Raw genomic sequence first — 26,637 nt, 5'->3', positions numbered from 1 at the left:
CCAGCACCACCCGCCACACCCGCCCACCCGGGCACGACAACGCCGCTGCACCCGACCACCCGGTCCGGTCCAGCGGCGTCGTGGCACACCCGGACACCGAAGCGGCCCGGTCGCTACCGCGCGAGCCGCCCCAGCAGCCCGGAGGCCGCCGCGCCGAGCCCCGAGGCCGGCGTTCGACCACGCGCATCGCGGCCCCCCGGGCCGGCACCACCCGCCACCCGGTGCGGGCCCGCGGCGGGACCAGCAGCAGAGCGAGGTCGGGCAGGTCGGCGGCGGTAGACCCCGGCCCGGCGCGCCCCCGCCGGGCCGGGCCGCCGCTACGGGACCGGCTGCGGCTGGGTGACGCAGTGGATGCCGCCCCCGCCGAGGCCGATGTAGTCGATGTTCAGCTGTTCCACGACCCGGCCGGGGAAGAGCGACTGGAGCTTCGCCTTCGCCGCGGCGTCGGCCCGGGAGTCCCCGAACCGGCGCCGGTGATGCGGGCGCTCGTCCTCGGGCTCGCCGCCGGAGCGGGCGCGCGCTGAGCACCGGCCGCCGCCGCGGCGCCCCCGGATCACGGGGACGACGGGGCGGCGGAGGCACCGGCGGCCTCGGGCTGCTGCTGGGTGGAGCAGTGGATGCCCCCGCCCCCGGCGGCGATGGCGTTGATGCCCACCGGGACGACCTCGCGCCCGGGGTGCAGGTCGGCCAGGATGCCGGCCGCGCGGTCGTCGGAGGCCTTGTCGCCGAACCGCGGCATGATGACGGCGCCGTTGACCACGTAGTAGTTGAGGTAGGTGGCCAGGAAGTCCTTCCCCGGGTCCGGTGCCCCGCTGAGGTCGGGCTCGACGAGGTCCACGATCCGCAGCCGGCGGCCCATCGCGTCGGTGGTCGCGTGAAGCACCTCCAGCGCCTGGTCGGAGGCGCGCGACCAGATGTCCGGCGGGGTGTCCGGGCCGGGCCGGTGGATGACGACCACGCCGGGCTCGGCGAACCTGGCGAGGGCGTCGACGTGGCAGTCGGTGATGTCCTGCCCGGCCACGCCGGTGAACCAGATGACCTTCCGGACCCCGAAGAGGTCCTTCATCGCGGCCTCGAGCTGGTCCCGGCTCTTCCCGGGGTTGCGGTTCTCGTTGACCCAGGAGCTCTCGGTGGCCATCAGGGTGCCCTCGCCGTCGACCTCGATCCCGCCGCCCTCGCCGGTGATCGGCGCCTGGACGCGCCGGATGCCGTAGTGGTCGAGGAGCCTGCGGGCGACCTGGCCGTCCTCGGTGTGGGTCTGCTTGTTCCCCCAGCCGTTGAAGTCGAGGTCGACGCCGGCCAGGCCGCCCGGGCCGGTGACGAAGGTCGGGCCGGTGTCGCGGGCCCACAGGTCGTCCACCGCGAGATCGATCACCTCCACGCTCGAACCGCACAGCTGCCGGGCCCGGGCGCTCTGGTCCGGCCGGGCCATCAGCACCACCGGTTCGAAGCGGGCCACGGCCTGTGCGATCTGCGCGATGTCCGCGCGGACGGCGGGCAGTTGGTCTCCCCACACCTCCTCCAGGGCCGGCCAGGCCATGAACGTCCTGGTGTGCGGCCGCGACTCGGCCGGCATGGCGTACGAGGAGGGCGCCGCCGTGGTCGGCCCGGCCCCCGGACTCGCGGCTCCGCTCGCGCCCGCCGACGACGGTTCGGCCCCGTCGGACGGCTCCGCGTCGGAGCCGCAGGCTCCCAGCAGGGCGAGCGCGGTGGCGGCCGCCCCCGAGCGCAGCACGGCCCGGCGGGACGGGAAGGGTTCTCTCACGGCTGGTCCCCTTGTTCATGCAAATACGCCCCGAAACGGGCGATATCCGACAGTAGAGGCGGCCGGGGACGCGCCGGTGGACCCGCGCGCCGCCGATCGGGCGATTCGGCACGCGGGGAGGACGGCGCGCGGGGAGGACGGCGCGCGCGTCGGAAGCGGGCCCGGACCGCCGCCGTGGGGGCGTCGACGGTCCGGACCCGGGTAGCGGGGTCGCCGCGGGCGCTACAGCGCGCGGCGGGCGGCGGCGATGGACCGCGGGTCCCACCCCGGCCCGGGCACCGAGTCCAGCAGCAGCCGGGTGTAGGGGTGGGCAGGCCGGGCCAGGACCTCGGCGGTCCGGCCGGACTCGACGATCCGCCCGTGCCGCATCACGATGACGTCGTCGGTGACCGACCGGACGACGCCGAGGTCGTGGGTGATGAACAGGTAGCCGATGCCCGTCCCCTCCCGGATGTCGGCGAGCAGGTTGAGGATCTGCGCCTGGACGGAGACGTCGAGCGCGGCCACCGCCTCGTCCAGGACGAGCACCGCCGGCTCGACCGCCAGCGCCCGGGCGATCGCGACGCGCTGGCGCTGGCCGCCGGAGAGCTGCCGGGGCAGGGCGCCGGCCTCCCGTTCGCCGAGGCCGACCTGCTCCAGGAGTTCGGCGATCCGGCGGGGGTGGTCCCCGTCGGGGAAGTGCAGCCGGAGCGTCTCGCGCAGCACGCCGCCGACGGTGGTGCGCGGGTCCAGCGACAGGTACGGGTCCTGGAAGACCAGCTGCACCTCGCGGGCCCGCGCGAGCCGGTGGGCCCGGCCGCGCCGGTGCTCGGTGCGGTCCCGGCGGTGGACCAGCACCCGGCCGGAGTCCGCCCGTTCCAGGCCGACCACGATCCGGGCGGTGGTCGTCTTGCCGGAGCCGGACTCGCCGACGATGCCCAGCGAGCCGCCCTCGGCCAAGGTGAAGGAGACGTTGTCGACGGCCCGCACGGCGCCGTAGGCGCGCTGCAGGCCGACCACCTCCAGGATCGTCTCCGGCATCGGCGGCACTCCCTTCGAACGGGCCGCGGCCCCCAGGTCCGGGCTACGCATCGGCGTTCCCCTCCCCCGTCCGGTCGCTGTGGTGGCAGGCGGTGCGGCGGTCCGGTTCGGCCCCGACCGGCAGCAGCTCGGGCACCTCCCGGCGGCACAGGTCCGTCGCGAGCGGGCAGCGCGGCGCGAACGGGCAGCCCGTCAGCTCGTCCCGCAGGCTGGGCGGCCGGCCCTCGATGGCGGCGAGCCGGCCCCGGGGGGCGTCGAGCCGCGGGGTCGAGGCGAGCAGCGCGGTCGTGTAGGGGTGCCGGGGCCGCTCGAACAGGGCCTCGGCCGGGCCCGTCTCGACGATCCGCCCCGCGTACATCACGTAGACGCGGTCGCTGATGGCGGCGGCCAGGCCCAGGTCGTGGGTGACGAAGAGCAGGCCGGTGCCGAAGCGCTCCTGGAGGTCGGCCAGCAGCGCGACCACCTCGGCCTGGGAGGTGACGTCCAGGGCGGTGGTGGGCTCGTCGGCGAGGAGCAGCGCCGGGTCGCCCATCAGGGCGGCGGCGATCATGACCCGTTGGAGCATGCCGCCGGACACCTGGCCCGGGTAGCGGTCCAGGACGGCGCCGGGAAGGCCGACCGCGTCCAGCATCTCGACGGCCCGCGCCGTGGCGGCCTCGGCGGAGAGCCGGCCGCTGAGCCGCACGCTCTCGGTGAGGAAGTCGCCGAGGCGGCGCAGCGGATTGATGGCCGCCCGCGGGTCCTGGAAGATCATCGCGGCGGTGCCGGTCCGCAGCCGCCGCACCTGGTCGGGCGTCATGGCGAGGACGTCGTCGCCCCCCACCCGCACGGTGCCCTCGGTGGCGGCTCCGGCGGGGAGCAGGCCGAGGACGCTGCGGGAGGTGAGGCTCTTCCCGGAGCCCGACTCCCCCACCAGGGCGACCGTCTCGCCGGCGTCCACGGTGAGGTCGACGCCGGCGAGGACGGGCCGGGCGGTGCGGGGCAGGCGCAGGCGGTAGCCCCGGATGTCGAGGGTGGTCATCGGTCCCTCCTGGCGACCTGGTCGGCCCAGCGCTCACCGACGACGTTGAAGGCGACGACCGTCAGCACGATCGCGACGCACGGCAGGATCGCCGACAGCGGGTAGCCGTGCTGGACGGCGGACTGGCCGTCGAAGACCATCCGGCCCCAGTCCGGGGTCAGCGCGGGGACGCCGAGACCGAGGAAGGAGAGGCCGGCCAGGTCGATCAGGGCGTAGCCGAAGTTGATGGTGGACTGCGCCAGGACGACCGGCGCGATGCCGGGGATGACGTGGCGCAGGCAGATCTGCGGGCCGGAGTGGCCCTGGACCTGGTAGGCCTCCACGTAGGGGCGGGCGCGTTCGGCGAGGACGAGCGAGCGGGTGAGCCGGCTGACGTAGGGCAGGTAGGCGATGGCGAGCGCGATGACCGGGGCGATCAGCCCCTCGCCGTAGACGGAGACGATCAGGATCGCCAGCAGCATCCCCGGGAAGGCGAAGACGAGTTCGGTGCTGCGGGAGAGCACCGAGTCCAGCCAGCCGCCGCGCCAGGCGGCGGCGGTGCCGACGGCCACGCCGGCCAGGGTGGAGAAGGCGACCACGCCGAGCGGTCCGAGCAGCGACGTCCGGGCGCCGGTGACCAGGCGGGAGAGGGTGTCCCGGCCGGAGGCGTCGACGCCGAGCAGGTGGTCGCCGGAGGGTCCGGCGAGGGCGTTGCCGAGGTCGACGGCGTTCGGGTCGGCGGGGGCGATCCACGGCGCGAGGACGGCGGCCAGCACGACCAGCGCGACGAAGCCGAGGCAGAGCAGCTGGAGCGGTGCGCGGGCGGTGCGCGGCCGGCCGAGGCCGGGCCGGCGCAGCAGGGTGTCGGTCATCCGGCGGCCTTCCTCGCTCCGAGGGTGACCCGGGGGTCGACCAGCGGGTGCAGCAGGTCGACCACCAGGTTCACCGCCATGAACAGCCCGACCATGATCAGGGAGATCGCCTGCACGGTGGGGAAGTCCTTGGTGGTGGTGGACAGTTCGAGGAGCTGGCCGATGCCGCCGACGCTGAACGCGGTCTCCACCAGGACGGTGCAGACCAGCAGCGTGGAGACGATCAGCCCGCCGGTGGTCAGCACCGTGCCGAGGGCGTTGCGGAAGACGTGCCGGCGGATCACCTGGTGCTCGGTGACGCCCCGGCTGCGGGCGACGGTCACGTGCTCCTGGCCGAGCACGTCGAGCATCGCGGCCCGGGTGACCCGGGCGAGCATGCCGATCAGGTAGCACGCGAGGGCGAGCGCGGGCAGGGCCAGGTGCCGGAGCATCGAGCCGAGGCCGTCGCCCGTCCCGCCGGTGGGGAACCAGCCCAGCTTCACCGCGAACAGGCCCTGGAGCAGGACGGCCGCGACGAAGGACGGGGTGCCGACCGCGACGGTGGTGGTGACGAGGATGGCCGGGTCGGTGCGGCCGCCCCGGACGGCGCCGATCCAGCCGAGCAGCAGACCGATGAGGACGACCAGGACCAGCGCCATCACGACCAGCAGCAGGGTGGCGGGCAGCCGGTCGGCGAGCAGTCGGGAGACGTCGGTGCGGTAGGTGATCGAGCGCCCGAAGTCGCCGTGCAGGATCTGCCCGGCCCAGCGCAGGTACTGCAGCAGGAACGGGTCGTCCAGGTGGTACTGGGCGTTGACCGCGGCCAGCGCCTCCGGGGAGGCCGAGCGGCCGGCGAGCAGGAAGCTCGCCGGGCTGCCCGGTGCGAGGTACATCGCCCCGAAGATCACGAATGAGGCGGCGGCCAGGGTGGCGGCCATCTCGGCCAGCCGTCTGGCGGCGAATCTCAGGAAGCTCACCGGGCCGCCCCCACAGCGGCCGCCCACGGGTGGTACAGGTACGAGATGGTGGTGGGCGCGCCGGTGATCCGCTTGTTGAGGAACACCGCGGTGGGCCACTCCGCGACGGGTATCCAGAGCAGCTGCTCGGAGGCGGTCCTCTGGAGCTGGGCCGCCAGGGTGAACCGCTCGGTGGGGTCGGTGGCGGCGGTGGCCTTCTTGACCAGGTCGTCGTAGCCGGGGTCGCTGTAGGAGGCGAAGTTCTGGTAGGCGCCGGTCCGGAAGTTGGACAGCAGGTCCAGCGGGTCGGTGATGGAGTCGTAGTACGTCTCCGGGAAGAGGTCGATGCCCTCGCGTGCCTTGGGGTCGGTGAACAGCGCGGTGAAGGCGTTCGGCGCGATGGTCTTCAGCCGGATGTCGAGGCCGATCCTCGCGCCCGCCGCCTGGACGGCGGTGGCGAGCAGCGAGACGTCCTGGCCGATCGGGCTGGTGGCGACGGTGAGGGTCTTCCCGGTGGCGCCGGCCTCCTTGACCAGCGCCTTGGCCCGGGCGAGGTCGGGCGCGGTGGGGGTGAGCCCCTCGAACGCCTCGGTGCGCAGGTGCTCGGGGGCGGCCGCCCAGGCGGCCCGGGTGGTCAGCGAGCCGGTCACGCTGCCGGCCCCGCCGAGGCCGGTGCGGACGAAGCCGGCCCGGTCCAGGGCGAGCGAGAGCGCCCGGCGGACCCGGACGTCGCCGAGCGCGCCCTGCATGTTGGTGACGTTGAGGTTGACGGTGCTGAGGCCCTCGCCGAAGTAGAGCGTGCCCGCGCCGCCGGTGCGCAGCCGCTCGTAGCTCTCGGTGGGGATCAGGTAGCCGCCGTCGGCCTCGCCGCTGAGCATGGCGTTGACGCGGGCCGAGGGGTCGGTGAGGAAGCGGAAGACCGCCTTGGCCGACTTGGCCTTGGTGCCCCAGTAGTCGTCGAAGCGCTGGAGCTCGATCGACTGGCCCTTGGTCCAGGTCCCGAGCTTGAACGGGCCGGTGCAGGCGAGGCTGCCGGTGGTGCCGTAGTCCTTGCCCGCCGCCTCGATCCCCGCCTGCGAGGCGACCACGCCGGCGGCGGTGGCCATGTACTGGTTGAACTGCGAGTCGGGCTGGGTGAGCTTGACGGTGACCTGGAGCGGACCGGTCTTGGTGACGGTGCTGACGTTCTGGAACTGCTGCGCCCAGGCGGCCGCGTTGTCGGGGTTCATCTGCCGGCCGAGGCTGTACACGACGTCGTCGGCGGTCATCACCGCGCCGTCGTGGAAGCGCACGTTCGGGCGCAGGTCGTAGACCCAGGTGGTCGGGTCGGGGCTGGTGGCCTTCTCCGCCAGGCCCGGCTCCAGGGTCAGCTGCGGGGTCCACCGCATCAGACTCTCGCAGACGTTGGACAGCACGGTGTTCTGCGGGTAGTCGAAGGCGGAGATGTAGTCCAGCGTGGGCGGTTCGGCGTAGACGGCCCAGGTGAAGGAGTCCAGGCCGCCCTGGGCGGGCGGGGTGCCGTCGGACAGCCGGTAGGCCGTGCCGCCGTCGGTGCCGCCGGTCTTCGGCGGGCCGGAGCAGGCGGTGGCGAGGGTGAAGGTGGCGAGCGTGGCCGCGGCCAGGGCGGCGGCCGGGAGGGTGCGGCGGCGGCGCGCGGATCTGCGGGGTACGGGCCGGTCCTGGGGGTCTGGCATGAGGGTGGCTCTCTTCCGTGCGGGACGGGGGTGGCGAGGGGTGCCGGACCGGCGGGCCTGGGTGCGGGTGGGGTGCGGGCCCGCGGTCCGGTCGGAAGGTGGTGGCGGGCCGGTCACCCGGCCGGGCGGGCCGCCGGCACCTGCTGGGTGATGCAGTGGACGCCGCCGCCGCCGAAGGCGATGACCCGGGAGCGCACGCCGACGACCTTGCGGCCGGGCAGGGCGGCGGCGATCACCGCGAGGGCCTCCTCGTCCTGCGGCACGCCCGCGGTCGGCACGACGACGCCGCCGTTGGCGAGGTAGAAGTTGAGGTAGCCGACCTCGGTCTCCTTGCCGTCGACCTCGACGAAGGCGCTCTGCGGCAGGTCGACGATCTCCAGCTTGCGGCCCCTGGCGTCGACGGCCGCCTCCAGGACGGCCCGGTTGTCGCGCATCCGCCGGTAGTCGGGGTGCTCCGGGTCGTCGGGGAGCTGGACGACGACCTTGCCCGGGGCCACGAAGGCGCAGACGCCGTCGACGTGGCCGTCGGTCTCGGTGTCCAGCAGGCCGCCGTAGGGCAGCCAGATCACCGTGCTGACCCCGAGCTTGGCCATCAGCTCGGCCTCGATCTCGGCCTTGCTCAGGCCCGGGTTGCGGTTGGGGTGGAGCAGGCACTGCTCGGTGGTGATCAGGGTGCCCTCGCCGTCGACGGTGACGGCCCCGCCCTCCAGGACCATCCGGGAGTCGATCCGCTCGACGCCCAGCTTCTCCAGCAGGACGCCGGCGATCCGGTCGTCGGTGTCGTACGGGTGGTGCTTGCGGCCCCAGGCGTTGAAGCGGAAGTCCACGCCGGCGCGCTCGCCGTCGGGGCCGAGCACGAAGATCGGGCCCGAGTCGCGGAACCACGAGTCGTCGAGGGGCAGTTCGACGACCTCGACGCCCTCCCCGCACAGGGTGCCCGCCTCCTCGCCCTGCCCGGGGCAGGCGACCATCGTCACCGGCTCGAACTCGGCGATCGCCCGGGCCACCCCGGCGTACTCCCGCCTCGCCTCGTCCAGGGTCTCGCCCCAGAGTTCGGCCCTGGTGGGCCAGGCCATCAGACAGCCCTCGTGCTCGGTCCACTCGGCGGGCATCCGGAAACTCACGATGGAACTCTTCTCTGCTCGTACGTTCGGTCGGTGGGGAAGCCCCCGCCGGGGCACGGCTGGTGGCGCCTGGCGGGAGGAGCGGGGCCGCCTCAGAGGGTGTCGGGCACGGCCGGCTGGGACTGCGTGGAGCAGTGGATGCCGCCTCCGCCGCTCGCGACGGCGTCGATGTCGACCTGGACGATCCGGCGGTCGGGGTAGGCGGCCTGGAGGATCGCGTAGGCGACGCCGTCGGCGTAGCCCTCGCCGAACTGCGGGACGAGGACGGCGCCGTTGACGGTGTAGTAGTTGGTGTAGCTGGACAGGAAGTCCTTGCCGCGGCCGCGGATCAGGGTGCGGTCCGGGCCGGGGAGTTCGGTGATCCGCAGCCGCCGGCCGCGGGCGTCGGTGGCGTTCCGCAGCACCCGCTTGGCCTCGTCGTAGACGGCGACCCAGCGGGCGTCCGTGCCCGGGCCGGGCTGGTCCAGCAGGACCTCGCCGGGGGCGGTGAAGCGGGCCAGGCAGTCGATGTGGCAGTCGGTGATGTCCTGCCCGGCCAGGCCCGGGACCCAGATGACCTTGTCCATGCCCAGCGTCGTCCGCAGCTCCTGCTCGACCTGGTCCTTGGACTTGCCCGGGTTGCGGTTCGGGTTGACCAGCGAGCTGACGGTGGCCAGCAGGGTGCCCTGGCCGTCGGTCTCCAGCGAGCCGCCCTCACCGGTGAACGGGGCCCGGATCCGGTCGATGCCGTACGCGTCGAGGAGGGTCGCGGCGGCCGTGGCGTCCTTGTCGAACGGCTGGTAGTAGGGCGTGCCGGTCTTGCCCCAGCCGTTGAAGTTGGTGTCGACACCGGCGATCGCGCCGGGCGCGACGACGAAGGTCGGCCCGAAGTCGCGGATCCACAGGTCGTCGTTGGCGATCTCCTGGACCTCGATCGCGTAGTAGGCGCCGGAGCCGCAGTAGTAGCGGGCGTCGGCGGCCTGTCCGGGGCGGGCCAGGACCACCACGGGCTCGAAGCGGGAGATCTGGCGGGCCAGGTCCGCGATGTTGCGGCGGACGGCGGACAGCTGGTTCTGCCAGACCGAGAACAGTGCGGGCCAGGCCATGAAGGTCCGGGTGTGGCGGTCGGTCTCGGCCGGCATCCGCAGCACCGGCCCGGCCTGCGGGGCGGCGGCCGCGCGGGCGCTCATCGGGAGCGCCGCCCCGAGGGCCGCCAGGGGGAGCGCCGCGGCGCCCGCTCTGAGCAGGCTGCGCCGGGTGGGGGAAAGCGTGCTCGGGCTGTTCGGGGTGTTCATGGGGCTCCCTGGAGGGATGGGAGGTGAGGGTGACCACATCCTGGACCGAACTGAAAGTTCAGTCAATGTTTTGACGCAAGGGACTTCGCCAGGTTCGGTCGCGGCCCGAAATGTCGGCTCCGTGCGAGGGCGCACCACTGCGCAGCGCCGCCCGGCAGCCCCCTTGAGGCCGCCGAATGCCGACCCGGCCCGCGTCCTGAAATTGTGGTCAGGATGTGGGCCCGAAAGTGGAACCGTACGAGTAGAGTGATGATCCGTGTCAGACCGTCGAACAGAGATCGTCAGAGCCGCCACCCGCGTGATCGCACGACGCGGCGTACGCGGGCTGCGGGTGGGGGAACTGGCGTCCGAGGCCGGCGTGTCCACCGCGCTGATCTACTACCACTTCACCGACCGGGCCGGGATCCTCCGCGAGACCCTGGCGTTCATCGGCGAACGGGCCGACCGCTACACCGCGGAGCCCGACCCGGAGAACGCCGCCCGGGGCCATCGGGCGCAGCAGAGCCCCCGGTCGGAGCTGGAGCAGGCCCTGCTGCTGGAGCTCCAGGACTCCGCCGAGGTGCGCGAGAACAGCACCGCCTGGGGCGAGTTGAGGGCCAGTGCGGTGTTCGAGTCCAGCCTGCGCGACGACCTCGCCCGGGCCACCCACACCTGGGTGCACGAGATCGCCGAACTGCTCGGCCGTGCCCACCCCGCCGGCACCGCGCCCGCCCACGCCGCCTCCGCGGAACGGCTCACCGCCCTGCTGGAGGGGCTGAGCGTCCGCTGGCTGAGCGGCTCGCTACCGCTCGACCACGCCCGCACGCTGCTCGGCGAGGCGGTCGACGCGGAGATGGCGGGCTGCCGACCGGTCGGCAAACGACCCTGACCGAATGATCGGTCAGGTTCGGCGAGACGGGTCGGGGCCGGTGAAGAGCGAGGACCGGCCGGCTCAGTCGGTCGGCCTGCCGGGCTGGTCGTGGGTGGAGCAGTGGATCCCGCCGCCGCCGGAGGCGATGTTGTCGATCTTCACCGGGACGATGTCGCGGCCGGGGAAGTGGTCGCGCAGGATCTGCTGGGCCCGGTCGTCCGCCTTGGCATCACCGAAGCGCGGCAGGAACAGCGACTTGTTGGCCACGTAGAAGTTGATGTACGAGGAGACGAACGCGTCACCGCGCCCGGTGATCCGGTCCGGGTCGGGCTGCGGCAGGTCGATCACCTTCAGCGGCTTGCCGTGGGCGTCGGTGGCGCCCTTGAGCACCTCGCGGGCCTGGACGGCGGAGCGCGACCAGACGTCGGCGGGCGCGCCGGGGAACGGCTGGTCCAGCAGGACGACCCCGGGCGCCGCGAACCGCACCAGGCAGTCCACGTGCGCGTCGGTGATGTCCTGGTCGCGCACGCCGGCGAACCAGATCACCTTGGTCACCCCGAGGGCCTTCTTGAGCTCGGCCTCGATCTCGTCCCGGCTCTTGCCCGGGTTGCGGCGCTGGTTGACCACCGAGCTCTCGGTGACCATCAGGGTGCCCTGGCCGTCGGTCTCGAAGGAGCCGCCCTCCGCGACCACCGGCGTGCGGACCCGTTCGATCCCGTACGTGCCGAGGACGGCGGCGGCCAGCGCCGTGTCGTTGCCGTGCTCCTTCTGCTTGTTGCCCCAGCCGCTGAAGTTGAAGTCGACGCCCTTCGGCGTGCCGCCGTCCTCGACGAACACCGGCACGGTGTCGCGCGCCCACAGGTCGTCCACCGGCAGCGGGACGACCTCGACGTCCTTGCCGCAGGCGTTCTGCGCCGCGTCCACCTGCGCGGGGCGGGCGAACATCACCACGGGCTCGTAGCCGCCGACGGCCCGGGCCAGCCGCGCGATGTCGGCCCGGACGTCGGGGAGCTGGTCCCCCCAGATCCCGGTCGACGCCGGCCAGGCCATGAACGTGCGGGCGTGGCTCTCCCACTCCGCGCCGAACCTGCGCCCGGCCGGCGCCGGCGACCCGCCCGGCGCGGGCGGCGCGGACGCCTCCGGGGCCGTCGGCTCGGCGGAGCCGGAGGACGTCGGCCGCTCCGGTTCGTCCGACGGGGCGGCGCAGGCCGCGGCGCCGAGGGTCAGCAGACCGGCGCCCGCCGCGGCACGCAGCATCGTGCGGCGGGACGGGACGGCGCGGGAGGTACGGGAGGGGGGCGGCTTGGGCACGGGGACTCCGGCTGGACGAGGGTGGAGGACTGCGGAACGTGGGGCCGGGGCCGCTGCTAGGGGAGCGGTTCCTGCATCGTGGAGCAGTGGATGCCGCCGCCCCCGGCCATCAGGCGGTCGACGTCGAGCTGGACGACCTCGCGCCCGGGGAACGCCTCGGCGAGGGTGCGGCGGGCGGCCTCGTCCTTGAACACGTCGCCGAACTGGGCGGCGATCACCGCGCCGTTGACGACGTGGAAGTTGAGGTAGGAGTCGACGAACTTCGGGTCGCGCGAGCGGACGGTGTCGGGGCCGTCGACCCGGATCACCTGGAGCCGGCGGCCCCGGGCGTCGGTGGCCCGGGAGAGGATGTCGAACTGCTCGCGGGCGTCCCGGGCCCAGACGTCACTGCGGTCCGCCGGGGGCAGCTGCACCAGGACGACACCGGGCCGGACGAACCGGGAGGTGACGTCGATGTGGTCGTCGGTGATGTCCTTGCCCTTGATCCCGGGGACCCAGATCATCCGGTCCGCGCCGTACACCTCCAGCACGGCTTCCTCGATCTCGTCCCGGCTCATGCCCCGGTTGCGGTTCTTGTTGACCAGGCTGCTCTCGGTGGCCAGCAGGGTGCCGTCGCCGTCCGTTTCGACCGACCCGCCCTCACCGACGAACTCCGCGTAGGAGAAGGGGAGTCGGAGCATCTCGGCGATGCCGCGGGCGACCTCGGCGTCGTCCCGGTGGGTCTGCTTGTTCCCCCAGCCGTTGAAGTTGAGGCCGACGGCGTCGAGCCGCCCGCGACCGTCGCGGCGGAACACCGGGGCGGTGTCCCGCATCCAGAGGTCGTCGGTGGGGACGGCGTCGGTCACCGTGACGGCGGGGCCGCAGGCGGACCGGGCCTCCTGGACGCTGTAGCCGTCCGGGGCGCACATGACCACCGGCTCGAAGCGGGCGATCGTCCGCGCGATCAGCGCGATGTCCTGCTGGACGCCCGCCAGCTGCCGGCCCCAGACGGACTTGCGGGACGGCCACGACATCCAGGTGCGGGCGTGCGGGACGTCGTCGCGGTCCACCCGCCACTGCGGGAGCCCCGCCTCGGCGTGGTCGGTCCGCCCTGCCTCCGGGACCGGACCGCGCGGGGGCTCCGCTCCGAAGAGTCGGCCGAACAGGGAACGGCCGTCGCCCTGGTTGTCGCTCATGCGGATCTCCAGAATCAGGTATTGCCCACCGGGTGACCGGTGGCCTTGCCGTGGGCGGTCGGGCCGTCGTACCCGGCGCCACGGCCCCACTCTCGCACTGACTGAAAATTCAGTCAAGAACACGGGCCTGGGTGTGCCCCGCCGAGTCGGGACCGCTCCCCCGGGCGCGGACAGGTCCGGACCGGGCCGGTCCGGACCTCGGCGTCTAGCGGCGCAGCCGCTCCAGCTCGATGTCGATCGCGCCGCTCATCAGCTCGCGCGCGTGCTCCCCCGGCAGGCTGCCGCTGAGCCACCGGACGCTGAGCCCCTCCATGAGCGCGGTCAGCCGCTCGGCGGAACTCGCCAGCGCGGCGGCTCCGTTCATCGGCCGCACCTTGCCCAGCAGGTCGGCGACCTCCTGCACCCAGACCAGCGTCGCGCGGGCCAGGTCCTCCCGCAGGTCCGGGTCGAACACCGCGCTCGCCCGCAGCTCACCCCAGGCCGTGCTGTTCTCCCGCACCTCGGGGGTGTCCTGGAGTTCCAGCAGCAGGGTCTGCTCCAGCTCGCCCCGGGCGTCCAGCGGCGGGGCGTCCGGGGCGCGCTCGGTCGTGTAGCGACCGGCCCGGTCGTTGATGAACTCCAACGTCGCCCGGAGGATCCCCGCGCGGTCCTTGAAGTGGTAGTAGATCAGCGCGGTGGACACGCCGGCTTCGGACGCCAGCTCCTCCACCCGCAGCCCGCGGACACCGCGCCGGGCGATGACCCGCGCGGCCGCTTCCATGATCAAGGTTCGACGGTCAGCCACGAGGGATCATCCTACCGGGAGGTCCGCCCGGCGGATGCCTCCCGACCCGAACCTGACTGAAACTACAGTCGGGGCTATGATCCGGTGCGATCCCGGACACCGGCGTGGCGGTGGGCCCTCCCACCGGGCCGGCGCCGCCACCCTCACTCGATCCGCCTCACTCGGTCCGCTGGTCACCCGGTCGACCGCGTCACCCGGCCGACCCGAGGACGACCGGGTCCCGGGCGAGGTCGGCCAGCAGGGCGTCCAGCTTCGCCCGGTCGACCGAGGGCATCACGAAGACGTGCACGTAGCTGCGGCGGGTGGTCTCGTCGCCCGGGACCATCAGCACGTCCTGGGAGGACAGCGACCACTTCGCCACCAGCTCGGGGCTCGGCTTGCGGAACCGCACGGTGACCGCGCCCGGGGTGCGGGCCGGCCAGAGTTCGACGCCCGTCTCCCGCTCGATCCCCCGCAGCCGCCGCTCCAGGTACCCGGCCAGCTCCTGGGCCCGGCGTATCCGGTCCACCTGGTCCTGGTAGGAGTGCCGGGACAGGTGGTCCCAGATGACCAGCGGGGAGAAGCCGTTGCGGGAGCCCGCGAAGGTGGTGTCCGGCGCGCCGATGTACTCCGGCTGGGACGGCGGCGAGATCTGGTACTTGACCTTCGTCATGTAGATGCCGCAGGGCCAGGGCGCGCCGGGCCACTTGTGGCCGCTCATCGCGATCGAGGAGACCATGTCCAGCTCGCCGTGCTCCCGGGTGGGCAGCCTCAGGCCGAAGTCGTACTCGGGCAGCTCGACGTCGGGGGTCCAGCCGTACGCCGGGTCCTCGTTGGCCAGCCGCAGGAACGGCGCGTAGCCGGCGCCGAGCGCGCCGTCCACGTGGATCCAGAAGCCCCGGCGCAGGTCGACCAGCGGCTCCCCGGTCCGCGGGTCCGTGCCGTAGACCACCTGGCGCTCGACCAGGCCGTACCGCTCGAAGATCGGCAGCAGCCGCTCGCAGACCTGCCGGACGTCGTCGTGGGCGCCCTTGAAGGTGCTGCCGAGGTTGAGGTTCACGAAGACCGGGTGCCCGTTCGCGGCGAAGAACTCGACCAGCACCGCGAGGGCGTCGACGTCGATCTCGCCCGGGCCGTCCCAGGAGAGGCCCGAGGGGCCGGGGCGGGAGGGCACCTCGGTGGGCCACTCGCGGCGCCCCGTGGCGGGGTCGACCAGCGGGCACCGGTCCGCGTACTTCTCCAGGCCCACGGCGTGGAAGGTCTCGACACCCAGCACCCGCACCGCCTTGGCGAAGGAGTAGTGGGTGTCCTCGGAGTAGAAGGCCACCGGCCGGTGCGCGTTCGGGTTGTCCCGGTCGGGCGCGGCCTGCACGTACCGCAGGGCGTCGAACGGGGCCGTCGGCGGCTGGATCAGCGCCTTGCCGCTCAGGTAGTCCCGGGCGTTCCAGAGCGCATACATGTTGCCCTCGGTCGAGCCCATCGAGAGCATGTAGCCCCAGTAGGACTCGGGGTCGGCGGGGTCGTGCGGCCGCTCGGCGTTCCACAGGGCCGCGTAGTAGTCGAGCACCGCGCGCTCGACCACCTTGGTGTTCGGCTTGTAGCCGCCGCTCTGGAACGGGTCCCCGAGGTTGTTGATGTTGTTCGGCATGAACCGGGCCAGGTCCAGTGCGCAGCCCTGCATGTCCTGGGTGGCCTGGTAGCCCACCAGGTGCCGCCGCTTGCGGGTCAGGTACTCGTCCACGGTGTCCAGGGCGCGCAGGCGCCGGTCGTCGTCCAGGCCGCCGGTGGGGAGCACGAAGTCGCGGCCGTCCAGCTCCGCCCCCGGGTCGACGGCGGTCGCGGCGGCGAAGGTGGCGGTCGGGCTCATGGGCGCGGCACTCCAGGGTGTTGGTGTGGGGGGCGACGTGGGGGTCGCGGTGGGGGCCGCACGGGTCGCCGCGGGCCGTCCACCGGCGGGGAACGCCGCAGGGGCGTTCGACGCTCGCGGTCAGGATGGAACTTCCCGGCGCCCGGGGGAAGTTCCTCCGCATAAGATTCGGTGGCACGGCCCGAGATCTTGCGGATCGGCGGAAACGGCTGGAATCCTGCCCGGCATGCCGAACATTCCACCGACCCGCAGAGCGCCCGTCGACGACGTGGACCGGGCGATCCTGCGCGTCCTCTCCGACCACGCCCGGCTGCCCAACAACGCGCTCGCCGAGGCGGTGGGCATCGCCCCCTCCACCTGTCTGGCCCGGGTCCGCGCCCTCCAGGAGCGCGGGATCATCCGGGGCTTCCGGGCCGACGTCGACCCCGCCGCGATCGGCCTGCCGCTGCAGGCGATGATCTCCGTCCGGCTGCGCGCCCACACCCGGGAGCAGAACGAGAGCTTCCGCGGCACCGCCCCCGACCTGCCCGGCGTCCTGGCGGTGTTCCACATGGCGGGGTCCGACGACTACCTGCTGCACGTCGGCGTCGCCGGGCCCGAGGGCCTGCGCGACTTCGTGGTGGACCACCTCACCACCCACCCGGCGGTGGCGCAGACCCGGACCAACCTGATCTTCGAGCAGATAGCCGGCCGCCGCTACCTCGGCGACCCGCTCCCGTCGACCGGCTGAGCGGCCGAGCCCCCGGCGAGCGGCGGGGTACCGGGGTACCCGGCCCGCCGGTGCGGCACGTCCGGCCGAATCGGAGGAGCATCGAGTGCGGGGGCGACCGCGGCGGCCGCGGCGGCACTCGGTGCGACGACACTCGGCGCGGTCGGCCGGGCACGAGGAGGAAGGCCATGATCGTCGACTGCGCGCACTACCGCGACGGACGCCGCCAGCACGAGGGCCCCATGCCGCTGGAGGAGGCGGCCGCGCGCTGCGCGCAGGGCGGGTTCGTCTGGCTGGGCCTGTTCGAACCGGCCCCCGAGGAGCTGGCCACCGTGCGCGAGGGCTTCGGACTGCACGAACTCGCCGTCGAGGACGCCCAGGCCCACCACCTGCGGCCGAAGGCCGAGCGGTACGAGGACGGCACCGAGCTGATCATCCTGCGCACCGCGCGCTACGACGACGACCGCGAGGAGGTCGACTCCGGCGAGATCAGCGTCTTCCTCGCCGAGCACTTCGTGATCACCGTCCGCCAGGGCATCGCCAGCGAGCTGGCCGGCGCCCGCAACCGGCTCGAACGCAGCCCCGAACTGCTGCGGACCGGCAGCGCCTCTACCCTGTGGGCGATCCTCGACCAGGTGGTCGACAGCTACGCGCCCGTCGTCACCGAACTCGAACGCGACATCGAGGAGATCGAGGCCACGGTGTTCTCCGGCACGGTCGCCCCGACCGAACGGATCTACTTCCTGCGCCGCGAGGCCACCGACTTCTACCGGGTCGTCCACCCCCTGCTCGCCGTGCTCGCCCGGCGGCTCCAGCCCGGCCGGTCGGCGCCCGAACTGCTGCCGTACTTCCGGGACGTGCACGACCACCTGCTGCTGGTCAACGAGGAGGTCGCCGCCCAGCGCGACCTGCTGGCCACCGTCCTGGAGGCGAACATCGCGGTGATCTCCGTCGAGCAGAACCGGATCAACCTCCGGCAGACCGCCACCATGGAGCGGCTCACCATCGTCGCGACCGTCTTCCTCCCGCTGTCCTTCGTGGTCGGCTTCTTCGGCCAGAACTTCGGCTGGCTGGTCGACCACATCGGCAGCCTCACCGCGTTCGTCGCCCTCAACGTCGGCGGCCTGCTGCTGCCGTGCCTGCTGCTGTACATCTGGCTGCGCCGGCGGCGCGCCCGCCCGGCGCCGCCGGTCCCGGGGGCGAACAGCGCCGTCCGGCACACCCCGAGGGCCCCGATGGGGTAGGGTGGGCCACCGCCCGCGGCGGATACCGGCCACCTGGCGCGCGGCCTGTTCCCCACCCGCCCGCCGAGGCGTAGCGTGACCGCGTGAACGCGGACCCGCTCTCCCGGCACGACGTCGTGATCGTCGGCGGCGGCCACAACGCCCTGGTGGCGGCGGCCTACCTGGCCCGGGCCGGCCTCCGGGTGCTGGTGCTCGAACGGCTGCCGCAGGTGGGCGGGGCGGCGGTGTCGGCCCGGGCGTTCGCGGGCGTGGACGCCCGGCTGTCGCGCTACTCGTACCTGGTGAGCCTGCTGCCGCGCCGGGCCGTCCGGGACCTCGGGCTCCGGCTGGACCTGCGGCGGCGCCGGATCTCCTCCTACACGCCCACCGTCCGGGACGGCCGGCCGACCGGTCTGCTGGTGGACGCCGCCGACCCCGCCCGGACCGCGGCGTCCTTCCGGGCGCTGACCGGTGACCCGCGCGAGTGGGAGGCCTGGCAGAGCTTCTACGCGGCGACCGGGAAGCTCGCCGAGCGGGTGTTCCCGACGCTCACCGAGCCGCTGCCCGCCCGGGCCGGGCTGCGCCGGCTGGTCGCGGACGACGCCGTGTGGGAGTCGTTCTTCGAACGCCCGCTGGGCGAGACGATCGAGCGGACCTTCACCGACGACCTGGTCCGCGGCGTGGTGCTGACGGACGCGCTGATCGGCACCTTCACCCACGCCCACGACCCCTCGCTGCTGCAGAACCGCTGCTTCCTGTACCACGTGATCGGCAACGGGACGGGCGACTGGGACGTCCCGGTCGGGGGGATGGGCGCGGTGACGGGCGCGCTGGCCGAGGCGGCGCTGGCGGCCGGCGCGGAGATCCGGACCGGCTGCGAGGTCACCGCCGTCGCCACCGACGGCACCGGAGAGGCCGAGGTGTCCTACCGCCACCGGGGCGGCGAGGCCACCGCGGTGGGCCGCCGGGTCCTGGCGAACGCCGCCCCGGCCGTCCTGGCCCGGCTGCTGGGCGAGGTCCCCGGGCCCGCCCCGGAGGGCGCCCAGCTGAAGGTCAACATGGTGCTGCGCCGGCTGCCACGGCTCCGGGACCCGGCCGCGGATCCCCGCGACGCCTTCGCGGGGACCTTCCACATCGCCGAGGGGTACCGGCAGTTGGAGACGGCCCACGCCGAGGCGTCGGCCGGCCGGATGCCCTCGATGCCGCCGTCGGAGATCTACTGCCACACCCTCACCGACCCGTCGATCCTCGGGCCCGAGGCGCTTCGGCAGGGGCTCCAGACGCTCACCCTGTTCGGACTGCAGATGCCCGCGCGGCTGTTCACCGACCCGGCGGCCAAGGAGCTCGCGCTCGCGGCGAGCCTGGCCCGGCTCGACGAGGTGCTGGCCGAGCCGCTCGCCGACTGCCTGGCCACCGACGCCGCCGGGCGGCCGTGCGTGGAGGTCAGGACCCCGCTGGACCTGGAGCGGGAGATCGGCCTGCCGGGCGGTCACATCTTCCACCGGGACCTCGCGTTCCCTTACGCGACCGGGGAGCCGGACGGCGCCGCCGCCCGCTGGGGCGTGGCGACGGCGCACCCGAACGTGCTGCTGTGCGGCGCGGGGGCGGTCCGCGGCGGCGGCGTCAGCGGCATCCCCGGCCACAACGCGGCGCAGGCCGTCCTGGAGGACCTCGGGCCGTAGCCGCCGAACGGCCGCCGGCTCAGCGCACCGGCAGGTCCAGCACGGCCGGGTCGGCCGGCGTGGAGCCGAAGGTCACGGTGGAGCCGGACGGCGTGCGACCGCCGTAGAGGGCGTCCCGGGTGCCGAGCACCAGCGCGAGCCGGTGACCGGCGGGCAGGTCGTAGGCGGTGGCGAAGAGCGTGACGTCCAGCGGGAACGGCTGCCCCGGCGTCCGGTCGGACCAGCTCTGCGGGCCGTGCGAGATCAGCCGGCCCACGCCCAGCGCGTCCACGTCGTAGAGGTAGGCGACGGCCGTGCCCTGCGGGGCGGAGGCGGTCACCGTGGTGTGCAACCGGGCCGCGCCGCGCACCGCCAGGCCCTGCGGCCGGGGCGGCGACTGCCGGACGACGGCGGCGGAGCGGTCCAGCAGCGGGACGACCGCGGTCGGCGCCCGGTGGAGCACCTGGTCCGCCAGCCCGGACAGCAGGGCGACGCCGCCGCTCGCCCCGGAGGCGGCGTTGCCGCGCAGCGTCGACCGCCAGTCCCCGGCGGCCGGTCCGCCGAGGTCCTCGGCACCCAGCGCCAGCGTCTCGGTACGGGAGCTGACGGCCTGCCAGTCGGGGTGGGCCTCCTGCGCGCCGGTGGGGCGGACCGCCAGGTCGACCGGGGGCCGCGAGTCGCCGGGGGCACCCTTGAGGTACTGGTCGAGCCAGGAACGGGCGCTGCTCCAAGCGGCGTTGGATAGGCCGAGCAGGCCGGTGAACTCCTGGCTGGCATGGTCGCCCGGGCGCAGTTCGAGGCGCTTGGGCCCGGTGAGGCGCTGGTAGAAGGCCGTCACCTGGCCGGGGTTGAAGAAGCTGTCGCCCCAGGCGTTCGCCAGCAGGACGGCGGTGCCGTTGGCGTTGATCCGGTCCAGGTAGCGGGCCGGTGAGCGGGTGTCCGCCCACCGGACGACCTCGGGCAGGTCGCGGTCGGCGAAGAGGTCGTCCAGCACCCGGCTGAACTCGGGGCTCCGGCGGCCGGTCGGCGCCTGGATCCCGGCGAGCACCGCGGCCGCCTGGACGTGCCGGGTCTGCCCGCTGTACAGCGAGTCGGTCAGGTCGGCCCAGCCGCTCAGCGAGGCGACGGCCTTGATCCGGGGGTCGAAGGCGGCGCCGAGCAGGGTGAGGCCGCCGCCCAGCGAGAGCCCCACCATGCCGATCCGCTCCGGGTCCGCCGGGGTCCGCGCCAGCGCCCAGTCGATCACCGTGGAGATGTCGGCGACGTCCTTCGGCCCGGCGACGTCGACCTCGCCGCCGGAGCCCCAGAAGCCGCGCACCGTGTAGGTGACGACCACGTAGCCCGCGGCGGCGAGCGCGTGGCCCTGGGCGACGTACTCCAGGTCGTTCTGCCCCCAGCTGGCCGGCTGCACCACCAGCGGGTACCGCCCCCGCGGGTCGGCCCCCGGACTGCCTGGGGCCGGGGTGAACACGTCCGCCTTGAGCACCACGCCGTCGTTCGCCGGGATGTCGGCCAGCCGGAACGACCCGACGGCGCCGGCGGCGGGGCCGGCTGCCGGGCCGCTCGCGGGGGTCGCCGCCGGGGCCGCCGCGGAGGCGGGCCGGGCGACGGCGGCCCCACCGAGCGTGAGCGCCGCCACCAGGACGGCACTGGCCGCCCGGCGGCCGGGACGGGGGTGGGATCGTTCCATCACTTCTTCCTCTGCCTTCGAACCACTGGAATCACGCGAATCCTCGGAGCCCGCTCGGAGCGACTCGAATCGCTCGGATCGCTCGGATTACGGAGGCCACTCGGACCACGCGGACAACACGGACCGCACGGACCTCGCGACTCCGCCCGGCCGTCGAGCCTAGCGAGCTGATGACCCATCAGAGGAGGTGATGATCAGCCACATTGCTCGCCAGTAGCCGTCGACGGATCACCCCACCGCCCCGACCCACCCCCGCCGATCGGCAGGGTCGCCGACCCGCCGAACGTCCGCAATGCGGCGTCCGGTGCCCGGTCATCGGGCATGATCACTTACGCTACTGAGCAGTCATCAGTTCGACGGATGACCGAACAGCACATGAACCATCGAACAACCAGGGGGAAACCGTGCTCCGTCGCATGTCCGCACTGACCGTCTCGGCCGTTCTCGCCGGTGGCCTGCTCCTCGCCGCCGCGCCCGCCCAGGCCGCGCCCGCCCAGGCCCGCGCCTCCGTCTCGGTCAACATCGGTGAGCTGCAGGTCCAGGCCGCCAAGCTGCGCCAGCAGGCCCAGCGCCTGCGCAGCCAGGGCCACTTCCAGGAGGCCAACGTCACGGACGCCCGCGCGGCCGGCATCGAGGCGCAGATCCGCCGCTACGAGGAGTGCGAGCGCAGCGTCCACTGCTGACCGGTCCACCCGGGGGACCCCCGCGTCGCGGCGCCCCGGCGCTGCGACGCGGGGGTCTCTCCGCGTTCCCCGCTACGGCCGGCCCGGGGTGGCGGCGCCGCCCGGCCGTCGGGTGTGGGCGAGGAGCGCCGGGACGACGACGTCCCACGTCCCCTCGGGAAAGACCTCGTGCCCGGTGCGTTCGAGGGCGATGAAGCGGGCGCCGGGAATCTCCGCCGCCAGGGCGCGCCCGTGCTCGACCGGGAACAGCGGGTCCTCGTCGCCGTGGAGCACCAGGGTGGGCGCGGTGATCCCGCCGAGCCGGTGGCGCCAGGGGCGGCCGGCATCGAGGAGGTAGGGGTTGGTCGACTGGGCGGCGATGTCGGCGGCGTGGTCCACGACCCGGGCGGCAAGCCGGCGCACGGCGTCCTCGTCGAACGGCCGCGAGACGGCGGCGAAGGGGCGCTCGCCCTCGACGATCGAGGCGATGACGGCGTCCCGGTCGGACCAGTCGACCCCGCCACCGCCGTCCGCTCCGGCCTCGCCGTCACCGTCCTCCACTCCGGCCTCGGACCCGGCCTCGGACCCGGCCCCGGGCCCGGCCTCGGACTGGGCCTCGGACTGGGCGAAGAAGGCCGCGAGCCGGTCCGACATCGGCGGGAGGTCCGCCTGCTCCCGTCCGGGGATGCCGGGTGTGGACGACGCGCAGGTGAGCGTGGCCACCCGGTCCGGGTGGTCGAGGGCCAGCAGCTGGCCGACCGCGGCGCCCTGCGACATGCCGACGACGTGGGCCGCGCCCAGGCCGAGGGCGCCGATCAGGGCGGCGGCATCGTCGGCCAGGTCCGGCAGCCCGTACGGCGGGGCGCCCACCGGGTAGGTCGTCGATCCCCCCGCGTCGCGGCTGTCGTACCGGACGACGAACCTGCCCCCGTCGGCCAGCCGCCGGACGAAGCCGTCGCTCCAGTTGAGCGCGCAGTGGCCCGCGCCGTGGATCAGCAGGACGGCGGGATCGGCGGGATCGCCGAAGAGGTCGGCGCTCAGCTCCGCGCCGTTGACCTTGAGGATGCGCCGGCCGGTCGTCATCGGGCCACTCCTTCGAGGATTTCCCGTCACGTGTCACGACGACCCTACGGCCAGGCGGGTCGTTCCCCGGCGAACGTCCGCACCCGACCGGTGGGTGGTGCGCTTCGGTCCCGTCGCCCGTGGGCAGCCTTCCCGGGCGGGGGCACGGATGCGAGGAGGACGGCATGCGCCAGGACGAGGCCAAGCACTTCGACGAGCGGACGGCGGCGGGTGACACCGCCGCCGAGCCCGGCGGCGCGGCCGATCCCGAGGCCCGCTACCGCCGTTCCTCGGCCTTCCTCATCGACGAGGCCCTCGGCTTCCTCTTCCCCGCCGCCCTCCGCGCCGCCGCCGACGTCGGCGTGGCGGACCACCTCGCGGACGGCCCCCGCACGCCCGCCGAACTCGCCGCCACGACCGGCCTGGACGCCCGCAGCCTGCACCGGGTGCTGCGCCTGCTCGCCACCCGGGGCGTGGTGGCGGAGGACGACGCGGGCCGGTTCACGCTGACCGACGCCGGGCAGGCGCTGCGCAGCGACGTCCCCTGCTCGGCCCGGACGGCCGTCCAGATGCTCACCGACCGCACCATGTGGCAGCCGGCCGGCGAGCTGACGAGCTGCCTGACCGAGGGCACGGCGTCGTTCGAGGGCATCTTCGGCATGCCGTTCTTCGACTGGTTCGCCCAGGATGCGCGGACCGCCGCCGTCTTCCACGGCGGCATGGCGGCGATGTCCGACGCCGAGAACGCGGTCATCGCGGCGGCCTACGACTTCCCGGAGACCGGCACGGTCGTGGACGTCGGCGGCGGCCACGGCGGCCTGCTGCTGGAGGTGCTGCGCCGCAACCCGGGCGTGGCGGGCGTCCTCTACGACCGCGCCCACGTCCTCGCCGGTCACCGCCTCGACGCCGACCACGAGATCGCGGGCCGCTGGACGCTCGCGGAGGGCGACTTCTTCGCGTCCGCACCGCCCGGCGACATCCACCTGCTCAAGCGCATCACGCACGACTGGGACGACGAGACCTGCGTGACCCTGCTGACCAGCTGCCGCCGCTCGCTCCACCCGGGCGGCCGCGTCCTGGTCCTGGACGCGGTGGTCCCCCGGGGCAACGCCCCGCACCAGTCCAAGACCCTGGACCTGATGATGATGGCCTCCCTCACCGGCCGCGAACGCACCGAGGCGGACTTCGCCGCCCTCTTCGAGCGCGCCGGCCTCCGCCTCTCCCGCGTCCTCCCCACCCCCACCGTCCTGTCCGTGGTCGAGGCCGTCCCGGCCTGACGGGTCATCAGGTACTGCTCGAAGGCGGCGGGCCCGGCTCCCGGGTCGAGTCGGCGGGGAGGAGTTCGGCGGTGCGGTGGGCGACCTCGTGGTGGAGGGCGTCGCGGACGACCCGGACGGCGGGGTGGGTCACCGCCTCGCGCCGTACGGCCAGCGTGATCGGCAGCCGGATGTCGACCTCATCCGGCAACAGCCTTCGCAGCAGGGCCCGTTCGGCGAGGAAGGCCGGCAACACGCCGATCCCGGCGCCGAGTCGGGTGGCTTCGACCTGGGCGAAGACGTTGGTGGAGGAGAACGCGGGTGTGACGCCCGGCAGATGGCGTTCGATGTCGAGGTCGCCGACCTGGAGCATCGAGTCGATGTAGAAGATCAGCGGATGCTCCCGCAGCTCGGTGACCGAGCCGGGCGGGCCGCACCGCGCGAGGTACTCGTCGGCGGCGTACAGGCCCAGCGCGTAGTCGGTCAGGTGCTCGGTCACCAGGCGGCTGCGCGGTGGCCGGCCGATCGCCAGGGCGAGGTCGAAGCCGGCCGGGCGCAGATTCAACTGCCGCGTGGCCGTGATGAGTTCTACGCGCAGTCGGGGGTGGCGCCGGCGTACCCGGGCCAGTGCCGGGGTGGCGAAGACGGTGCCGAAGCCGTCCGGGGCGCTCACCCGGACGGTGCCGTGCAGGGACGGCGCGTCCTGACCGGAGACCGCGTCGACGACCCGGACGAGGGCGTCCTCGATCGCGCGGGCGCTGTCCGCGACGGACCGGCCGGCGTCGGTCAGGCCCCAGCCCTCCGTGCCGCGTTCGATCAGCCGTACCCCGAGGCTCTTCTCCAGCGCGGTGATCCGGCGGGACACCGTGGTGTGGTCCACGCCGAGCGCGTCGGCCGCGCTGACCAGGCGGCCCGTGCGGGCGACGGCGAGCAGGTACCGCAGGTCGTCCGCGCGGAGTGCGCGCGGATCGGGGCCGCCGTGCTCCGGCCGCGGCGGCGGCTCCGGGTCGTCGCCGACCGGGCGGGTACGGGAGGGCACCGGGGCAGCGTATCTGCATTCGCGCACACCCCGTCTGCACGATTGGTGCTTGAGCGCACGACTCGGGGGCGGCAGAGTCGGGGCACCGTCGGCCGGCGCACCCGGCCGCCGTTCCTCCCAGCGTCGAGAGGGTCCCCCATGGTCGCCGGCCTGTCCCTGCCCCGGATCGTGCGCGTCGGCCGGGGCGCCGTCGAGGAACTGGGCGACGTCGTCGCCGGACTGGGGCTGAGCCGGCCCCTGCTCGTCACCGACGCGTTCCTGGTGGGGACGGGCGCGGCGGAGCGGGTGACCGCGACGCTGGTCCGGGCCGGGCTGAGCCCTCGCCTGTTCTCCGGCACGGTGCCCGACCCGACCACCGACTCGCTGACCGCGGGCCTGGAGGCGCTGCACGGGCACCGGGCGGACTCGGTCATCGGGTTCGGCGGCGGCAGCCCGATGGACAGCGCCAAAGCGCTCGCCCTGCTGGGCGTCCAGGGCGGTCGGATGCGCGACTACAAGGCGCCGCGCGTCAACCACGGGCCGGCGCTCCCGGTGATCGCCGTCCCCACCACCGCCGGCAGCGGCTCGGAGGCGACCCAGGTCACCGTCATCACCGACAGCGGCACGGACGAGAAGATGCTCTGCCTGGGCCCGGCGTTCCAGCCGGTCGCCGCCGTCGTCGACGCGGACCTGACCCTGTCGATGCCGCCCCGGCTGACCGCCGACACCGGCGTCGACGCCCTCACCCACGCCGTCGAGGCGTACGTCAGCCGCAAGGCCAACGCCTTCTCCGACGGTCTGGCCCTCACCGCGATCGCCACCATCGGCCGCCATCTGCGCCGCGTCTACGCGGACGGTTCGGACGCCGCGGCGCGCGAGGCCATGATGCTCGCCGCGACCCAGGCCGGGATGGCCTTCTCCAACTCCAGCGTCGCCCTCGTGCACGGCATGAGCCGTCCGATCGGCGCCCACTTCCACGTCGCCCACGGCCTGTCGAACGCGATGCTGTTCCCCGCGGTGACCGCCTTCTCGGTGGCCGCGGCCCCCGGCCGGTACGCCGACTGCGCCCGCGCCCTGGGCGCCGCGAGCGCGACGGACGCCGAGGGCGCGGCCGCCGCCAAACTCGTCGACGCCCTCCACGAGCTCTGCCACGACCTGGCCGTCCCCACGCCCCGCGCCCACGGCATCGACCCCGCCGCGTGGGCCCGGCTGACGCCCCTGATGGCCGAGCAGGCCCTGGGGTCGGGCTCCCCCGCCAACAACCCCGTCGTGCCCACCGCCGAGCAGATCCAGGAGCTCTACGCCCGGATCTACGCCTGATCACCGCCGACGCCCGCCGGGCTCACCCGCCGCAGGGCCAGCCGCGCGTAGGCCCGCACGTCCGCGTCGGAGTCGGCGAGCCGTTCCCGCAGGCCCGCCGCGACCGCCGGGGCGGACGGTGTTCTCGCTGGTCATCGGGGCTGCTCCGGACATCGGCGGGTGGTTCGGCCAGAACCCCAGAGCCGAACCCGCCGGTTCTTCGTTGCCGCCGCGTTACGCCATCTGACCAGCCATCACGACCACCTCCGACCTGCGGGAACACCGCCCGGCGCGACCGAACTGCCACCCGGCGCCGCCGCGCCGGGCGCCCCCGTCCGCACGGTGCGGTGGCGCCGGGTCGGCTCATCGCCTGCCGGTACGCGGCCGGGCGCATCAGCTGCACGGTG

The 26,637-nt window shown here is 74.1% G+C and carries 23 protein-coding genes; 7 read left to right on the top strand and 16 right to left on the bottom strand.

From position 1 onward, the window contains the following. Positions 1-317: 317 nt before the first annotated feature. From ABT263_RS34800 to ABT263_RS34760, 9 genes are all read right to left on the bottom strand, one after another. Positions 318-557, bottom strand: coding sequence for an agmatine deiminase family protein (locus ABT263_RS34800; RefSeq protein ID WP_352296911.1), 240 nt, complete (start codon positions 555-557; stop codon positions 318-320). After that, positions 554-1,765 (bottom strand): agmatine deiminase family protein, encoded by a 1,212-nt coding sequence (locus ABT263_RS34795; RefSeq protein WP_352296908.1) that lies wholly within the window; start codon positions 1,763-1,765, stop codon positions 554-556. The genes ABT263_RS34800 and ABT263_RS34795 overlap by 4 nt, the downstream gene beginning before the upstream one ends. Before the next feature lie 222 nt (positions 1,766-1,987). Then, a complete protein-coding gene (locus ABT263_RS34790; RefSeq protein WP_352296905.1) occupies positions 1,988-2,785 on the bottom strand; it encodes an ABC transporter ATP-binding protein in 798 nt (265 codons plus the stop codon). 43 nt (positions 2,786-2,828) lie between these two features. Continuing rightward, positions 2,829-3,806, bottom strand: a complete 978-nt coding sequence (locus ABT263_RS34785) for an ABC transporter ATP-binding protein (protein WP_352296902.1) — start codon at positions 3,804-3,806, stop codon at positions 2,829-2,831. Continuing rightward, the gene (locus ABT263_RS34780) at positions 3,803-4,657 is read right to left on the bottom strand and encodes an ABC transporter permease (RefSeq protein WP_352296899.1); all 855 of its coding nucleotides are present in this window, start codon (positions 4,655-4,657) and stop codon (positions 3,803-3,805) included. Before ABT263_RS34780 ends, ABT263_RS34785 begins: the two co-directional genes overlap by 4 nt. Continuing rightward, positions 4,654-5,613: an ABC transporter permease gene (locus ABT263_RS34775; RefSeq protein ID WP_352296896.1), complete on the bottom strand. Its 960-nt coding sequence runs from the start codon at positions 5,611-5,613 to the stop codon at positions 4,654-4,656. The genes ABT263_RS34780 and ABT263_RS34775 overlap by 4 nt, the downstream gene beginning before the upstream one ends. Then, a complete protein-coding gene (locus tag ABT263_RS34770; RefSeq protein WP_352296894.1) occupies positions 5,610-7,286 on the bottom strand; it encodes an ABC transporter substrate-binding protein in 1,677 nt (558 codons plus the stop codon). The genes ABT263_RS34775 and ABT263_RS34770 overlap by 4 nt, the downstream gene beginning before the upstream one ends. A gap of 113 nt (positions 7,287-7,399) precedes the next feature. Then, on the bottom strand, positions 7,400-8,410 hold the full coding sequence (locus ABT263_RS34765) for an agmatine deiminase family protein (protein WP_352296891.1): 1,011 nt from the start codon (positions 8,408-8,410) through the stop codon (positions 7,400-7,402). A gap of 92 nt (positions 8,411-8,502) precedes the next feature. Continuing rightward, positions 8,503-9,684: an agmatine deiminase family protein gene (locus ABT263_RS34760; protein WP_352296888.1), complete on the bottom strand. Its 1,182-nt coding sequence runs from the start codon at positions 9,682-9,684 to the stop codon at positions 8,503-8,505. A gap of 256 nt (positions 9,685-9,940) precedes the next feature. Between ABT263_RS34760 and ABT263_RS34755 the strand changes: the two genes are divergently transcribed. Beyond that, positions 9,941-10,552, top strand: a complete 612-nt coding sequence (locus ABT263_RS34755; RefSeq protein WP_352296885.1) for a TetR/AcrR family transcriptional regulator — start codon at positions 9,941-9,943, stop codon at positions 10,550-10,552. Positions 10,553-10,615: 63 nt separating this feature from the next. Here ABT263_RS34755 and ABT263_RS34750 read toward each other — a convergent pair whose 3' ends face one another. The 4 genes from ABT263_RS34750 to ABT263_RS34735 all read right to left on the bottom strand — a co-directional run bounded on the left by ABT263_RS34750 (position 10,616) and on the right by ABT263_RS34735 (position 15,650). Further along, on the bottom strand, positions 10,616-11,791 hold the full coding sequence (locus ABT263_RS34750; RefSeq protein ID WP_352296914.1) for an agmatine deiminase family protein: 1,176 nt from the start codon (positions 11,789-11,791) through the stop codon (positions 10,616-10,618). Positions 11,792-11,901: 110 nt separating this feature from the next. Then, positions 11,902-13,020: an agmatine deiminase family protein gene (locus ABT263_RS34745; protein ID WP_352296882.1), complete on the bottom strand. Its 1,119-nt coding sequence runs from the start codon at positions 13,018-13,020 to the stop codon at positions 11,902-11,904. Between the two features lie 205 nt (positions 13,021-13,225). Continuing rightward, complete coding sequence (locus ABT263_RS34740) at positions 13,226-13,780, bottom strand: TetR/AcrR family transcriptional regulator (protein ID WP_380390854.1); 555 nt, start codon at positions 13,778-13,780, stop codon at positions 13,226-13,228. A 214-nt stretch (positions 13,781-13,994) separates the two neighbouring features. Then, a complete protein-coding gene (locus ABT263_RS34735) occupies positions 13,995-15,650 on the bottom strand; it encodes a PLP-dependent aminotransferase family protein (RefSeq protein ID WP_352296876.1) in 1,656 nt (551 codons plus the stop codon). A 226-nt stretch (positions 15,651-15,876) separates the two neighbouring features. On the opposite strand from ABT263_RS34735, the gene ABT263_RS34730 reads away from it, so the two are divergent. The 3 genes from ABT263_RS34730 (at position 15,877) to ABT263_RS34720 (ending at position 19,264) form a co-directional block, all read left to right on the top strand. After that, positions 15,877-16,380 (top strand): Lrp/AsnC family transcriptional regulator, encoded by a 504-nt coding sequence (locus ABT263_RS34730; RefSeq protein WP_352296873.1) that lies wholly within the window; start codon positions 15,877-15,879, stop codon positions 16,378-16,380. A gap of 167 nt (positions 16,381-16,547) precedes the next feature. Beyond that, the gene (locus ABT263_RS34725; RefSeq protein ID WP_329491068.1) at positions 16,548-17,603 is read left to right on the top strand and encodes a magnesium and cobalt transport protein CorA; all 1,056 of its coding nucleotides are present in this window, start codon (positions 16,548-16,550) and stop codon (positions 17,601-17,603) included. A gap of 83 nt (positions 17,604-17,686) precedes the next feature. Next, entirely contained in the window at positions 17,687-19,264 is a 1,578-nt protein-coding gene (locus tag ABT263_RS34720; protein WP_352296870.1) for a phytoene desaturase family protein, read from the top strand. Between the two features lie 19 nt (positions 19,265-19,283). Here ABT263_RS34720 and ABT263_RS34715 read toward each other — a convergent pair whose 3' ends face one another. After that, a complete protein-coding gene (locus tag ABT263_RS34715) occupies positions 19,284-20,933 on the bottom strand; it encodes a CocE/NonD family hydrolase (protein WP_352296867.1) in 1,650 nt (549 codons plus the stop codon). A gap of 416 nt (positions 20,934-21,349) precedes the next feature. On the opposite strand from ABT263_RS34715, the gene ABT263_RS34710 reads away from it, so the two are divergent. Continuing rightward, complete coding sequence (locus tag ABT263_RS34710) at positions 21,350-21,616, top strand: hypothetical protein (protein WP_352296864.1); 267 nt, start codon at positions 21,350-21,352, stop codon at positions 21,614-21,616. A 72-nt stretch (positions 21,617-21,688) separates the two neighbouring features. Here the strand turns inward: ABT263_RS34710 and ABT263_RS34705 are convergent, their stop codons facing one another. After that, complete coding sequence (locus ABT263_RS34705; RefSeq protein ID WP_352296861.1) at positions 21,689-22,678, bottom strand: alpha/beta fold hydrolase; 990 nt, start codon at positions 22,676-22,678, stop codon at positions 21,689-21,691. 164 nt (positions 22,679-22,842) lie between these two features. On the opposite strand from ABT263_RS34705, the gene ABT263_RS34700 reads away from it, so the two are divergent. Next, positions 22,843-23,934, top strand: coding sequence for a methyltransferase (locus ABT263_RS34700; protein WP_352296858.1), 1,092 nt, complete (start codon positions 22,843-22,845; stop codon positions 23,932-23,934). 7 nt (positions 23,935-23,941) lie between these two features. Here ABT263_RS34700 and ABT263_RS34695 read toward each other — a convergent pair whose 3' ends face one another. Next, a complete protein-coding gene (locus tag ABT263_RS34695) occupies positions 23,942-24,952 on the bottom strand; it encodes a LysR family transcriptional regulator (protein WP_352296855.1) in 1,011 nt (336 codons plus the stop codon). Between the two features lie 138 nt (positions 24,953-25,090). Between ABT263_RS34695 and ABT263_RS34690 the strand changes: the two genes are divergently transcribed. Further along, complete coding sequence (locus tag ABT263_RS34690) at positions 25,091-26,251, top strand: iron-containing alcohol dehydrogenase (RefSeq protein WP_352296852.1); 1,161 nt, start codon at positions 25,091-25,093, stop codon at positions 26,249-26,251. Positions 26,252-26,637: the final 386 nt, after the last annotated feature.

Origin of the sequence: Kitasatospora sp. NPDC001603, from assembly GCF_040298365.1 — a bacterium.
GTDB lineage: Bacteria > Actinomycetota > Actinomycetes > Streptomycetales > Streptomycetaceae > Kitasatospora.
The sequence above is the reverse complement of the archived record's forward strand: the minus strand, read 5'-3'. Positions and strand labels throughout refer to the sequence as shown.